The following is a 14,420-nucleotide window of genomic DNA, read 5'->3' on the forward strand; positions in this document are numbered from 1 at the left end:
GGGTACCTATTTGGAAGGATTAAGGTATAGTGAAAAGTATAATTTAATTAACTATTCTCTAAGCACAAATTTATTCAAGCAATATGATTTAAAGGTTCATGATGTGACACCTTTAAGGAGTGTTTTTTTATTACACACAGATAAGGGGAAAAAGATACTAAAAAGGATAGATTATGATAAAAACAGATTAGAGTTTATTGAAGAGGCACTAGAGTATATCTTAAGAAGCTATGATAAAGTTATGAGCTTTTATAGAAACAAAAATGGTGACATTTGTACTTCATGGAAGGAACAGTGCTATTGTATAATAGATGTACTGGAAGGTAGGGAATGTGAATTTTCTAATCCCTTAGAATTAAGTATTGCTACTCAGTCTTTAGCAAAACTCCATAATAGTAGCCTAGGATTTATGGATTATTGTATAGGAGAAGGAAAGGAAGAACTTATTACATCAAATTCAGAATTAGGAAGGACTATAGAGGATTATAAGAGCAGGTTTAAAATGATTAAAGAGTTAAAGGATAGGGTACTTAAATTTAAATATAAAAATGAATTTGATGAGGTTTTTATAAATAAAGTAGATGAGAATTTAAGTCAAATGGAAAAGAGCATAGATATATTAGAACATAGTGCTTTTTATGACTTAATAAATAATAAAGACAAGGTTGTAATATGCCATAATGATTTAGCACATCATAATATATTAATAAGAGAAGGGGAAGCTTATTTTATTGATTTTGACTATTCTGTTATAGATTTAAGGGTGAGAGATATAAATAACTTTATAAATAAATCAGTTAAAGGCTTTGCCTTTGATTTTAACAGAGTTAAAGATATAATTTATGACTATAAAAGGCAAGGAGTATTAGAAAAAGAGGAAATAGAAGTACTATATGGATTGCTCTATTTTCCAGAAGATTTTTATTCCATTGTAAATAATTATTATAATAAGATAAAACAATGGGATGAAGAAGTTTTTTTAGATAGGCTAGAAAAGAAGTCAGAGTATTTTCATGATAGGGAAGAGTTATTAAAAGCTTTTAAAAATAAAATTATAGATTTTTAAATGAATAGCAACAATAAATAGGTCTGAAAACTTTTATATAAACAGAAAGTTTTTAGACCTATTGCTTAGCTTAAAGTTTTAATCTATTTCATGTAGATGCTTCCAATACCTTTGTGGCATAGAGCGCTTTTGCAATTTAATATTAAGTCTTTCCTCTATAGTTGTACTTTTAAAATATTCTTTCCAAAGATCTGTATAGAGGTCTTTTTTTATGTTCATAAAACTATATTTTAAATCCTCCAATAAGAAATATTTTTCTTTATCATAGACTAAAACCAGAGATCTTTTAGCGTCATGAATAATCCAGTTTTCTTTTGGAAGTCTATTTTGAAAATGAGGAGCTATAATAGGTAATATGTTGTTATCTGGTTCTATAACTGAATATAATAGCTTATTATCTATAGAAGTAAATCGTAAGAATCCTTTCATGCGATGACTTTCTTTTAATACTCTATCCTTAAGAGAAACTACTGAATACACTATCTCGTTATGAAGATGTAGATTTACATCTTTTTTTAATTTAAATGCCAATTTTATATATTTATATATTAGAGTATGACTAGGAGGAGTATCACATAAAAATGAATAATAAACATTATATAGGGTTTCATTACCACATTGAGTTATTAAAGATTTAAGAACTTTATTAGATTTTTCTGTGTCAGTGTCTATATAGTAGGGTTCATAGAATAATTGGTTTTCATAATATCTCTTATCCAATATTTCATTAGGCTTTATATTACTGTAATAAGAATCATATATACAGGTTAAAAATCCATCAAAGCTTCCATCATGGATGTATAATACCAAAATTTATTCACACTCCTTTTATTAAGTTTGTTTAGTAACAATTATTTACATAAAAGCATTGAGTATTAGGGGGAATAAGTAGGGGATAAAATCTTTTGGGATATGAAAAGAATTCTATCTTTACTTAACTTTTCTTACTAAAGCTCACCATGTAATTTAGAGAATAAATCCTGGTTTTTATAAAGTTTAGGTAATGCGGTGAAAAAGGATAATTGCTCAAAGTCTGCAACATTTGAAGAAGGTTCATACAAATACAAGTTTTTTCTTATATTTTCTGGATCTAAAGTATTTCCTCCATAATATTTTCCTTCACAGGTTACAAAAAATCGAGCCCTTTTAACTACCACTCCAAGTTTTTTAATGTTTTCAAAGCTTAGTTTAGATACTCTTCTAGTTTTACATATTCGTATAGCAGAGGTATGGCCGATACCAGGTACTCTTAAAAGCATTTCAAAGGGTGCCTTATTTATTTCCATAGGAAATAACTCAATATTTTTTATGGCCCAACTGGTTTTAGGATCTAACCCCATGTCAAAGTCAGGGTTTTTTTCATCTAATAATTCATTAGCATTAAATCCATAGAATCTTAAAAGCCAATCCGCTTGATATAATCTATGTTCTCTAAGTAATGGTGGGTGGCTTATTGTAGGTAGATTACCTCCATTATTTACAGGTACGTAAGCAGAGTAATAAACTCTTTTTAAACTATATTTTTTATATAAACTTTCAGATAATCTTAATATATTTAAATCTTTATCTGGAGTAGCACCTACTATTAGTTGAGTGCTTTGTCCACCAGGAACAAAATGAGGAGTAGTTTTTATTTTATTTTTTAAATCCTTGTGAGAGATTATCTCCTTAGAAATTAGGTTCATAGGATTTAAAATGTTTTCTTTTTTCTTCTGAGGAGCTAAAAGTTTAAGGCTTTGAGAAGAAGGAAGTTCTATATTTACGCTCATACGATCTGCGTAAAGGCCAGCTTCTTTTATTAGGGATTCATCTGCACCGGGTATTGCTTTAACATGTATATATCCATTAAATTTATAGGTTTTTCTTAAGATTTTAATACATTCTAATAGCAACTCCATGGTGTAATTTGGGTTTTGAAAAACAGCTGAACTTAAGAAAAGTCCTTCTATATAATTTCGTTTGTAAAAGTTTATAGTTAGCTCTGCTAATTCTTTTGGAGTAAAAGCTGCTCTTTTTACATCATTACTTATTCTATTTACACAGTAACTACAGTCATAAACACAATAGTTAGTTAGAAGTATCTTTAAAAGGGATATGCATCTTCCATCTGGAGTAAAGCTATGGCATATACCGCTTTCAGCTGCATTACCTATACCTGACTTCGTATTCTTTCTATTACTGCCACTAGAGGAACAGGATACATCATATTTTGCAGCATCAGATAGTATTGAAAGTTTTTTTAATAAATCCAAGTTCTCCACTTTAACACCCCTTTAAATGTTTAATATATAAATTATACCAAACATAAGTTCGCATGTAAACAATAAAAACCAGCTTTTGCTGATTTTTATTGTTTACATATATTTTTATAAGCTAATAGAGTGTTTTTAGCTGTTTCATTCCAACTAAAAGTGGAATTCCTCTTAAGACCTTTTTTAATTAAATCTTTTTTAAAAGTATTATCATCTAATAGATTAATCATGGCTCTATATAATTCATCCTGATCTCTAGGATCTACTAAAAAGGCGCTATCCCCTAAAACTTCAGGTATAGAAGTAAGATTTGAGGCTATAACCGCAGAGCCACAAGCCATAGCTTCTAGGGGAGGAAGACCAAAGCCTTCATATAGGGAAGGATAAACAAAGAACTCACAGCAGTTATAAAACCAAGGAAGATGCTCTAAAGGAATAAATCCAGGAAAAATCACATGATTTTCAATACCTAGTTCTATAGATTTGTTTTTATATTTAGGATATGAAATACCTTTTGTGCCTCCAATTATTAATTTTATAGTTTTATTATTAACTTGGACTAACTTACTAAAGGCTTCTAAGAGCCCTATTATATTTTTTCTCGGACTAAATCCACCAATGTAAAGGATAAAATCCTCCTTGATTCCGTAATTTTTTTCTATATTTTTTTTACAACTACACCTATCTAAAGGCTTATATACTTCCTCGCTGGCTAAATGAGTTACGTAAATTTTATCCCTTGGGAAATTAAAGGCTTTTGAGATATCATCTTTAGAAAATTCAGAGACAGTTATAATACCATCACACAGTGATACAATTGATTGCATATCTTCATTAAATATTTTAAGATACTTTTCTCCTACGGTTTCAGGCATCTTTAAAGGTATAACATCATGGAGGGTTATAACAAATTTACACTTCTTTTTAAAGGGAAGTCCTACACCGTTTTGAGGAACATGGTAGATATCAGCTTCAACATTATCTAATATATTTGGTATATTTACCTGATCCCAAAAGTTATTTTGAATACTTTTGATTATTTTATTTATATTGAAATTAGAATTCAAAGTTATATCAAATTTTTCTACTTCTGGCATAAAAACAGTATAGTTATTAATATTATCTATATTATTAAGAGATTTTATTAGTTGATAAGTATAGGTTCCGATGCCTGTACCACGATACCATTTAGCGGCTCTACCATCAATACAAATTTTCATAGGAAAGATTTCCTTTCAACATGATTCATATTTCATTATATTAGTAATGGTAAAAAAGTGTTAATAATTGAAACATTACTTTCATATAAATTATAGGGGGTGATAACTTTGATGAGAGAATTTGAAATAGAAAGACAATTCAACATAAAAATTGAGAGTATTAGACCTAATAAAGGAGTGTACTATTTAAAGACCGATAAAGGAGAGAGATGCTTAAAGAAAATAAATTATGGTATACAAAAGTTATTATTTGTTTATGGAGCTAAAGAACATCTTATTAGCAATGGTTTTCCTCATGTAGATAGATACTTTTTAAATATAGAGGAAGAACCTTTTGCAGTAGTAAATGAAGATCTTTACACTTTGTCAGAATGGATAAATGGAAGGGAATGTGATTTTCATAAACAGGAGGATGTGGCTTTAGCAGCAGAAAAATTGGCATATATGCATTTGGCTTCAAAGGGATATGAACCGCCAGAAAATAGCAAGTTAAAAAGTGATCTTGAAAGATGGCCTCATTTAATGGAAAAAAGGGTAAAGTCTATGGATAAGATGAGGGACATGGGTAGAAAAAAAGGAAATAAAAGTTCTTTTGATTTAAATTATATAAAGTCTATTCAATTTTATAAGGATTTAGGGAAGAGAGCTATGAAGGTACTGGCAGATTCAAATTACATGGATATTTGTAAACTTACTGAGGCGGAAAAGAGTTTTTGTCATCACGATTATACTTATCATAATATAATAATAGCTGAAAATACAGTAAATGTAATAGATTTTGATTACTGTAAAAGAGAAGTTAGAGCTTACGATATAGCAAATTTTATGATAAAGGTTCTAAAGAGGGTAGATTGGAATATGGATTATGCAAAGATCATAATTGATAACTATAATAAAGTAGATCCTTTAAGAGAAGAAGAGTATAGAGTAATATTTGCATTTTTATTATTTCCTCAAAGATTTTGGAGATTGTCTAATAGATACTATTATAATGAGGTAAGTTGGGGACAAAATACCTTTGGTTCTAAGCTTGAGGACTTAATAAAAGAAAAAGAAAATTATTTGAATTTTATAGAGGGATTTAAAAGTTGTTATAATCAAAGGGAATAGCAAGATTCTAAGAGGGTAATTATGAATTTTTTTAAGAAAAGCTATGAGTAATATGATTTTACTTATAAACTCTATATTTATAATGATATTATGATATTCACTTGAGAGTATTATATTTCAAAGTAAATATAGAGTTTATTATATTGTAGCATTAATGTGATTTTATCATAGTATATTAAGAGAATTCTAATTTAGAGGAGAAGGTATATGGAAGTTGGGGACATAGTAGTAAGAAAATCCTATGGTAAGGATATAACCTTTAAAGTTATTGATATAAAAGAAGAGTCAGATAATATACTATATGTACTTAAAGGAATTAATTTAAGAATAATTGCAGATTCTCCAGAAGAGGATTTAGAAGTAGTTAGGTCAGATTATACCGGAGAGAAAGATGAAGTTTTTAATAGACAGGTTAATAGTAAAATTAAGAATATAATGGCTAGTAGATTTGATTTTAAGAGGGGTTGTAGAGTAACTAGAACAACTCCATCAAAGGAACTTTTATTTGGTAGGCCAGGAAAAATACTCCATATAGATGGTGATGGGGAGTATCTTGAAAAATGTTTAAAAGTATACAAACAACTTTCCTTAGAAGCTGTAGGAGAGGTTATAAAGGAGAGAGAACAACCAGGTAGAGTTCTTGATATAGTCAAAAATATTAAACCGGATATAATAGTACTTACAGGTCATGATAGTATAGTGAAGGATTCAAAGGATTATTTAGATTTAAATAATTATAGAAATTCTAGATACTTTGTAGAGGCGGTGTCTGAACTAAGGAATTATAATTCTAGTTATGATGAATTAGTGATTTTTGCAGGGGCATGTCAATCTTGCTATGAGAGAATATTAGATGCAGGTGCTAATTTTGCAAGCTCCCCAAATAGAGTACTTATACACTGTTTAGATCCGGTATTTATATGTGAGAAGATTGCTTACACCAATGTAGATAAGGTAGTAGCTATCCACGAGGTTTTAGACAATACTATTACAGGAATAAAAGGTATAGGAGGACTTCAGACTAGAGGTAAGTATAGAGAGGGATATCCTAAATCTCAATATGCAAAGTAGTAATATTTATTTAATAGGGGGAGGTAGCTAATACTTCCCTCTTTAAATTAGGTAACTTATGAGGATATTATTATCCATGAATATAAATTAAGATTTTTGGTAACAATATAAATGACAATAGTTAAGCTTTCTAAAAGTATTTTATTATGAGCTCACCGAAAAGGAGATTTTTAATTTAATACATATGAAAATATACTTTTTAAATTTTCAATACATACTTTTATAAAAGAAAAAAATTAAAAATAAAAAAAACGTTGACAAAAAGCTTTTAAAAGTGATAAAATAATAAGTTTACTTGACAAGAAGCCTATTGTATTATATAATATACATGGGAAAGAGGGTGTTTATATGGAGAAATTACAAACCTTAGCCACTATAAGAAAAGATATAGAAAAGCATGTTGGACAAAAAGTTACTCTAAAGGCTAATGGTGGAAGAAGAAAAGTTCTTATAAACAAAGGGGTAATTGAAGAAACATACCCTAGCATTTTCGTTATAAGGCTCGAAAATGACACCCAAAGGACAGTGACCTATAGTTATTCAGATGTTTTAACAAAGACAGTTCAATTAGTTTTTGCTAGCTAATATTTAAATAAAAAACCCTGGCTTATGCTGGGGTTTTTTATTTCTCAAAATAAAAAAAGAAAGATGGTGGGTTCCATCTTTCAACTATGGTATAAAAGGGTATTGAGAATTTATGAGAGGTTATATGGTCAATAACCATATTTATAATACGTCAATTTTTGCTATTTGTCAACAAAAATTATGTAAAAAACTTAATTATTTTCTATGTAATTTTTAGTATCGTTATAGAAAATAAAGAAAAGGTTTTCTTACATATACTTAACAGCTGTATTTTTAATATTTCCCATTATATAAAATTATTTTGTGATATATTCATTCTTTAAATAATATAATTTAATATAAAAGATTTTATAAGAATCAATTTATGTTAATAATTAAAGAGAAATATTTATATTAAAAATTAATTTAAGTATATTTATTAGAGAGCAGTAATATAAATTATAATAGGTATTTTATGGGAGGGATAATATGGCGGAGATAGATGTTATTAGAGAGAATATAGAATATGAACAACTACTTGGAGAAAATATGAGTGACACTGTAGTTAGGGGAGAGTATTTAATTCCAGATACTCATCCAGACGTTTTAGAAATATTAACTGTGGATGTTAACCCTATAATCACCAGCAAAGATATAATGCCTGACAAAATTTATGTAGAAGGTAGGTTAGACTATACTATACTCTATTTAGCAAGAGAAGATGAAGAAAGATTAGGAATGCAGAGTGTAAATTATAGTGATAAGTTTTCTAATTATGTAAATGTAGTTGGGGCAGAGCATAATATGAATTGTGCAGTAGAATGCTATGTAGAACATATGGAATCTTCAATAATGAATGAAAGAAAAATAGGTATTGAAGGAATAATAAAATTAAAGGCTGAGGTGTTAAAAGAGTACCAATACGATATAGTTAAGGATATTGAACCTTCAGAAAACCTTCAAATGCTGAAGAGACCATATACATTAGATCAGATTGTAGATAATGTTGAAAAAGAGTTAGTAGCTAAATCAGTTATAAATATAGGTATGGACAAACCGCAGTTAGGAAAGATATTAAATAGAGATCTTAATATACACAAAAAGGACATTAAAATCATAGATAACAAACTTCAAATTAGTGCTTTCATTACAGTAAAAATAATATACAGAGCTATAGATAGTAGAGAGATAGGATATTTAGAAGAAGAAACTTTTGTAAGTGACAGCTTTGAAATAGAAGGAATAAATGACGATATGAAGTGTATAGGAGATATAATTTTATCTGATGTAAATGTAGATGTAAGACAAGATGATTTGGGAGAAAATAGAATAATAAATGTAGAGTCTTTATTAAAGACTAACTTTAGAATTATGTCTAAAGAAAAAATTCACATGATAGAGGACGTATATAGTCCAAGTGCTCTACTAGAAGTAAATAAAGAAAAATATAATATTAATATACTTCATGGATTAAATGCTAATGAAGTTATAGTAAAAGAAAATATAGAAATAGATTCAGAAAGCCCAATGCCAATTCAAATACTTATGAGTTGTGGAAGTGCTTCTATAACGGAGAGAAAGGTATTGGAGGATAAGATAACTGTAGAGGGTATAGTAAAGGTTAATATACTCTATAGAAGCAAAGAGGATAGAAGATATGTGTATTCGGTAAAAGAGGAGCTTCCTTTTTCTTCAGGTATAGATATTCCTGGTACAAAAATAGATATGGTGTGTTTTGCCAAGGCAAATATTGAAACTATAGAAGCCTCTATAGAAGCTAATACCATAGCAGTAAAATGTATTGTATCCGTGGTTGGAAGAGTTAATTATTTAACAGAAAAAGAATTCTTAGTATCTATAAATAAATTAGATGAGGATATTCCAGATAAAAAAGCTAGCATTACAATTTATGTAGTTCAACAGGGAGACACCTTATGGAAAATAGCTAAAAGATATTTTACAACCATAGAAGAAATTGTGAAGGTTAATAATATAGAAAATCCTGATTTAATAAATGTAGGTGATAAAATAATAATACCTGGAAGGGCAATTTTATAATTACAAAGTTAGAGTTTAGTAGCTAGAACTTTAAAGGGATTTCAAAGATTAAAAGTTTTATAATAAAGATTGAAGGTTTTCAAAGGAATAATCCATTGAAAGCCTTTTTCTTGTGTCCATTTATGTAAAAGGATATACATATAAAATGCATAATAATTATTATATTGGAAATAATAAAAAATACTGAAATAAGGGGTGATATTGTGGAACGTCAGCTGGAAGATAAACTCATCATAATAGGTGGAGCGGAAGATAAAAAGGGTAACAAAGATATATTAAAGTATGTAAGTTCTACCATTAAAAAAGATAAAGATAAATTAGTAATTGCTACAGTAGCTACAGAGGAACCAAAAGAGGTAGGCAGCATGTATTATAATTTATTTATGGATTTAGGAGTTAAAAATGTAGATATATTAGATGTAAATGATAGAAAAGAAGCTAATTATAAAGGCAACATAGAAAAGGTAAAAGGGGCATCTTTGGTGTTTTTTACAGGAGGAGATCAATTAAGAATAACTAGCATATTAGGCGGGACTCCTTTATATCAATCTATGAAAAACATTTATAAAAATGGATGCATATTTGTAGGTACTTCTGCTGGGGCTTCTGTGATGAGCCATACCATGATTATAGAAGGATATGATGATGAGTCACCAAGAAAATGCACATTAAAAATGGCACCAGGACTTGGGTTTATACAAGATGTGATTATAGATCAGCATTTCGCTCAAAGAGGTAGAATTGGGAGACTTTTAGTAGGCATAGCTGAAAATCCACAGGTCTTAGGTATAGGAATTGATGAAGATACGGCAATAGTAGTAAATAATAAGGGTTTTTTTAATGTTATAGGATCTGGAGCTGTATATGTTATAGATGGCAGAGGGATAACTAAAAGTAATGTATCCGAACAATTCCCGGAAGAGCTACTAAGCATGTTTAATGTTAATATGCATGTACTAAAGAATGGAAACTGCTTTGATTTAACTAGCAAAGTACCATTTGAGGAGGAAAGGATATAGAATGAAGATAACTAGTTATAGGGTATTTGAAGGCCGAAATATATATTCTCACAAAAAATGTATAAAACTCGAAGTAGATTTAGAAGGATATAGAGATATCCCTAGTAAAGATATTCCAGGGTTTAATGAAAATTTAGTAGAGCTAGTTCCAGAATTAAAGAAACATAGATGTGGTATAGATGAGGAAGGTGGATTTGTAAAAAGATTAAAAGAAGGAACTTATTTAGCTCATATATGTGAACACATAATAATAGGTATCCATAATACTTTAGGAATGGATATTTCCTATGGAAAAGCTAGAGAAATAAATTTAGATAAATATTATATTATATTTCAATACATTTATCCAAGAACAGCATTGAGCATAGCAAAGCTTTCTGTAGATATTGTTAATGCTCTTATTAAAAATAAAAGTGTCAATATGAAATATAGATTAAAAGATATTAAAGCTATTTTAAATACAGAAATTATTGGACCTAGCACGGAGGCTTTATGTAATGCAGCAAGAAATAGAGAGATACCTGTTTTAGATGTAAATAATTCAGGGATATATCAACTAGGATATGGAAGATATGGAAAGATGATTGATGCAACTGTTGTAGATTCTACGAGATCCATAGGGGTAGATATTGCCTGCGATAAGTGGCTTACAAAGAAAATGCTACAAAATCAATATATACCCGTGGCAGAGGGTGGTATAGTAAAGAGTTCCTTGGAACTTTTAATTCAAGGTAAGGCTATAGGATATCCTGTAGTTTTGAAACCTAGGTTTGGAAATCAAGGTAAAGGTGTAATTTTAGATATTAAAAATGAAAAAGAGTTGTTACAAGCCTATGAAGATATTAAAGTCCAATTTAATGATATTATTATAGAAAAGTATATAAAAGGAAATGATTACAGGGTTTGTGTTATAGATGATCAGGTAATAGCTGTATCTTTAAGAATTCCACCATATGTAATTGGAGATGGAAAAAGTACAATTAAGGAGTTAATTGAAGGTATAAACAAAGATGATAGAAGAGGGGAAGAACATGAAAAGCCTCTAACAAAGATAAAAATAGATGATAGCTTAATCAAAACCATAGGTGATAAAGGTTATAAATTAAGATCTATACTAAAAAAAGATGAAAAAATATATCTTAGAAGAAATGCTAATTTATCTACAGGTGGTTTTTCTATAGATTGCACTGATTTAATATGTGAAGAAAATATAAAGTTATGTAAAAGGATAGCTAAAACCATAGGTCTTGATGTATGTGGCATTGATATATGTTGCCATGATATTTCAATACCTTTGAATCTTGAGGGAATAGTAATGGAGGTAAATGCTGCACCAGGTATAAGGATGCATCATTACCCTAATAAAGGAAAAGAAAGAGATGTGGCAGGTGCTATTGTGGATATGTTATTTAAAAATTCTCCAAGCAGTGTTCCTATAGTGTCTATAACGGGAACTAATGGTAAAACTACTACAACAAGACTTATTTCTCACACTTTATCCTTAATAGGATATAAAGTGGGCATGACTACTACAGGAGGAATATATATAGATAATGAATGTATAGAACATGGTGATACTACTGGATTTACAAGTGCTAGAACAGTGCTAAGCAATAAGGAAATAGACATGGCTGTACTAGAAACTGCTAGAGGAGGCATAATACGTAAAGGGCTAGCTTATGATCTTGCAGATGTAGGAGTTATTACAAATATAAGAGAGGATCATTTAGGTATAGATGGAGTAAATACTATTGAGGATTTAGCACATGTTAAGTCTCTAATTATTGAGTCAGTAAAAGATGAAGGTTATTCTATTCTTAATGCAGATGATGAAGAAAGTTTAAAAATTATTAAAAAAGCCAGGGGTAAACTTATATTATTTTCTAAGTATAAAGATAACAAGTATATTAAAGAAAATATTAAAAATGGAGGGTACGGGGTATATATATATGATAATTCAATATATGTGGAAAAAGAAAAGAAGATTTTCCACATAGCAGATGTAGAAGATATTCCAATAACCTTTCAAGGAAAACTAGATTATAATATTGAAAATGCCTTAGCAGCTGTATCTGCATTAGTAGGCCTTGAAATAGATTACTGTATGATAAGCAAAGGTATTACCTCTTTTAAAAGTGATGAAGATAATAATCCAGGTAGATTTAATATGTATGAAATAAATGGTGTAACAGTAGTATTGGATTACGGCCATAATTTAGATGGATATAAAGCTGTGGTATCTGGACTAAAAAAGTTAGAATATAACAACTTAATAGCTGTTATAGGAGTACCAGGAGACAGAACTGATGAAAGTGTCTTAGAACTAGGTAAATTTTCAGGAGAAAATTTTAATAGAGTATATATAAAAGAAGATAAGGATAAAAGAGGTAGAAGAAAAGGAGAGATAGCAAGGTTATTATATAAAGGAGCAGTATCCTCCGCTAAAAATCCTAAATATATGGAAATAATATTAGAGGAAGAGGAAGCTTTGCAAAAGGCAATAGACAATGCTGAATCAGGTGATATAGTAATGGTGTTTTTTGAAAACTATACACCTCTTAGAGATTTAATTAAAAAAAATCAATTGGAAGTTCAGAAGAAAGTTGGGGAAAAGGTCATATAAAGCAAACAGATTATATTAAAAGCTTCTTAGATAAAGTTTCTGAGAAGCTTAAGTTTTACATTTTCTCATGAATTCGTGTATTATTTATATTGAATAGATTTATTATTTTTATATCTTTACATTAAGTGCCAATAATCTATAATATAGATATAATATAATGAAATCTAAAGAAAGAATTAATTTATTGCAGTGAATTGATTTTTTTACATGTTTTAAACTGTTTTTGAGGAGGAAATGTATGAAAATTAAGGCCTATGGAAAGATAAATATTGCATTAGATGTGGTGGGGAAAAGAGAAGATGGATACCATCTTTTGAAGATGATAATGCAAGGAATAGATATTTATGATTTGGTAACTGTGGATATAATAGATAAAGGAATAAGTATAAGTTGTAATAAAAATTATGTTCCTATAGATAGTAGAAATATAGCATATAAGGCTGCAGAAGGATTTATAAAGGCTTATGATATAAAAAAAGGTGTTAATATAGATATAAAGAAAAATATACCTGTATCAGCTGGACTAGCAGGGGGGAGTACGGATGCAGCGGCGGTATTAAACTTAATGAACGATTTATTTAAAGTGAAAGCCTCTCAAAAGGAGTTATCTAATATTGCATTAAAATTAGGAGCCGATGTACCCTATTGCTTAAAAGGAGGTACGGCTTTATGTGAAGGGATTGGAGAGGAGATAACAATGCTTAAACCCTTCAAAAATCATATTTTAGTCCTTGTAAAGCCTTCCTTTGGTGTTTCTACAAAGGAAGTTTATACAAGCCTTAAAATTGATAAAATCTATAAACATCCAGATATAGATTCTATAATCAGCTTTATGGAAAAGGATGATTTAAAATCTGTAAGTGAGAATATGAAGAATGTATTGGAAAATGTAACTTTGAAAAAACATAAAGTTCTCAATGAAATAAAATCTTCAATGTTAAAAATGAATGCTTTAGGCGCTTTGATGAGTGGTAGTGGACCTACTGTTTTCGGATTTTTTGATGATATGTTAAAAGCTCAACTTTGTTATGACTATATGAAGAAAAAATACTCTGAGACTTTTATAACGAGAACTATATAATCATTAAAAGAACTCTTAATTTTAAGTTAGGGGTTCTTTTTTCTTTGATTTTTAATATATGGAAGGAACATTAAAGAGAATATGCATATTTTAGTTTTTAAGGGAGAAAACTAAGAAGGTATTAAGAATTCGTAATTTAAAAATTCATAATAGAATGAGGTAATAATATATGGGAAGTGTTTTTGATATTTATTTTTTTATTATGATAGTGGTAGCTTCTCTGTATGTGTTTTTTGTAGATAGGAAGTATTTTATAAAAAAAGGTGATATTAATTTATATAGGAAATCTAGAATTATTCCTATAATTATGGTTATCTTATCTACTATTTTGTTTATAACCTTTAAGGTTATGTAAC

12 protein-coding genes are annotated in these 14,420 nt (G+C 29.0%); 9 read left to right on the forward strand and 3 right to left on the reverse strand.

What is annotated here, in order from left to right:
* Window positions 1–10 precede the first annotated feature (10 nt).
* Window positions 11–1,066 carry a CotS family spore coat protein gene (locus KQI89_RS00710; RefSeq protein ID WP_216455512.1) on the forward strand — a complete coding sequence of 352 codons (1,056 nt, stop codon included), beginning with the start codon at window positions 11–13 and terminating at the stop codon, window positions 1,064–1,066.
* 78 nt (window positions 1,067–1,144) lie between these two features.
* On the opposite strand, the gene KQI89_RS00715 is transcribed toward KQI89_RS00710, so the two are convergent.
* From KQI89_RS00715 to KQI89_RS00725, 3 genes are all read right to left on the reverse strand, one after another.
* Complete coding sequence (locus KQI89_RS00715; RefSeq protein WP_216455513.1) at window positions 1,145–1,876, reverse strand: TIGR03915 family putative DNA repair protein; 732 nt, start codon at window positions 1,874–1,876, stop codon at window positions 1,145–1,147.
* 137 nt (window positions 1,877–2,013) lie between these two features.
* Window positions 2,014–3,318 (reverse strand): putative DNA modification/repair radical SAM protein, encoded by a 1,305-nt coding sequence (locus KQI89_RS00720; RefSeq protein WP_216456630.1) that lies wholly within the window; start codon window positions 3,316–3,318, stop codon window positions 2,014–2,016.
* A 95-nt stretch (window positions 3,319–3,413) separates the two neighbouring features.
* Window positions 3,414–4,538, reverse strand: coding sequence for a glycosyltransferase family 4 protein (locus KQI89_RS00725; RefSeq protein WP_216455514.1), 1,125 nt, complete (start codon window positions 4,536–4,538; stop codon window positions 3,414–3,416).
* Between the two features lie 108 nt (window positions 4,539–4,646).
* Here KQI89_RS00725 and KQI89_RS00730 point away from each other — a divergent pair, with 108 nt between their 5' ends.
* The 8 genes from KQI89_RS00730 to KQI89_RS18110 all read left to right on the forward strand — a co-directional run bounded on the left by KQI89_RS00730 (window position 4,647) and on the right by KQI89_RS18110 (window position 14,419).
* Window positions 4,647–5,648 (forward strand): CotS family spore coat protein, encoded by a 1,002-nt coding sequence (locus tag KQI89_RS00730; protein WP_216455515.1) that lies wholly within the window; start codon window positions 4,647–4,649, stop codon window positions 5,646–5,648.
* A 207-nt stretch (window positions 5,649–5,855) separates the two neighbouring features.
* Complete coding sequence (yabG, locus tag KQI89_RS00735; RefSeq protein ID WP_216455516.1) at window positions 5,856–6,719, forward strand: sporulation peptidase YabG; 864 nt, start codon at window positions 5,856–5,858, stop codon at window positions 6,717–6,719.
* Window positions 6,720–7,067: 348 nt separating this feature from the next.
* Window positions 7,068–7,304 carry a Veg family protein gene (locus tag KQI89_RS00740; protein ID WP_032121278.1) on the forward strand — a complete coding sequence of 79 codons (237 nt, stop codon included), beginning with the start codon at window positions 7,068–7,070 and terminating at the stop codon, window positions 7,302–7,304.
* Between the two features lie 468 nt (window positions 7,305–7,772).
* Entirely contained in the window at window positions 7,773–9,341 is a 1,569-nt protein-coding gene (locus KQI89_RS00745; protein WP_216455517.1) for a DUF3794 and LysM peptidoglycan-binding domain-containing protein, read from the forward strand.
* A 203-nt stretch (window positions 9,342–9,544) separates the two neighbouring features.
* On the forward strand, window positions 9,545–10,360 hold the full coding sequence (locus KQI89_RS00750) for a cyanophycinase (protein ID WP_032121280.1): 816 nt from the start codon (window positions 9,545–9,547) through the stop codon (window positions 10,358–10,360).
* Window position 10,361: 1 nt separating this feature from the next.
* Complete coding sequence (gene cphA / locus KQI89_RS00755) at window positions 10,362–12,983, forward strand: cyanophycin synthetase (RefSeq protein ID WP_216455518.1); 2,622 nt, start codon at window positions 10,362–10,364, stop codon at window positions 12,981–12,983.
* Window positions 12,984–13,221: 238 nt separating this feature from the next.
* Window positions 13,222–14,064 (forward strand): 4-(cytidine 5'-diphospho)-2-C-methyl-D-erythritol kinase, encoded by an 843-nt coding sequence (ispE, locus tag KQI89_RS00760; RefSeq protein WP_032121282.1) that lies wholly within the window; start codon window positions 13,222–13,224, stop codon window positions 14,062–14,064.
* A gap of 169 nt (window positions 14,065–14,233) precedes the next feature.
* A complete protein-coding gene (locus tag KQI89_RS18110; protein ID WP_032121283.1) occupies window positions 14,234–14,419 on the forward strand; it encodes a CLC_0170 family protein in 186 nt (61 codons plus the stop codon).
* The last annotated feature ends 1 nt before the right edge of the window (window position 14,420 follow it).

The organism is Clostridium simiarum (assembly GCF_018919175.1).
GTDB classification, from domain to species: domain Bacteria; phylum Bacillota; class Clostridia; order Clostridiales; family Clostridiaceae; genus Clostridium_L; species Clostridium_L simiarum.

Excerpts from the sequence above, each read along its gene's own strand:
- KQI89_RS00725 (WP_216455514.1), bottom strand. The coding sequence starts at position 4,538 with ATGAAAATTTGTATTGATGGTAGAGCCGCTAAATGGTATCGTGGTACA.
- yabG (WP_216455516.1), top strand. The coding sequence starts at position 5,856 with ATGGAAGTTGGGGACATAGTAGTAAGAAAATCCTATGGTAAGGATATA.
- KQI89_RS00740 (WP_032121278.1), top strand. The coding sequence starts at position 7,068 with ATGGAGAAATTACAAACCTTAGCCACTATAAGAAAAGATATAGAAAAG.
- KQI89_RS00745 (WP_216455517.1), top strand. The coding sequence starts at position 7,773 with ATGGCGGAGATAGATGTTATTAGAGAGAATATAGAATATGAACAACTA.
- cphA (WP_216455518.1), top strand. The coding sequence starts at position 10,362 with ATGAAGATAACTAGTTATAGGGTATTTGAAGGCCGAAATATATATTCT.
- ispE (WP_032121282.1), top strand. The coding sequence starts at position 13,222 with ATGAAAATTAAGGCCTATGGAAAGATAAATATTGCATTAGATGTGGTG.
- KQI89_RS18110 (WP_032121283.1), top strand. The coding sequence starts at position 14,234 with ATGGGAAGTGTTTTTGATATTTATTTTTTTATTATGATAGTGGTAGCT.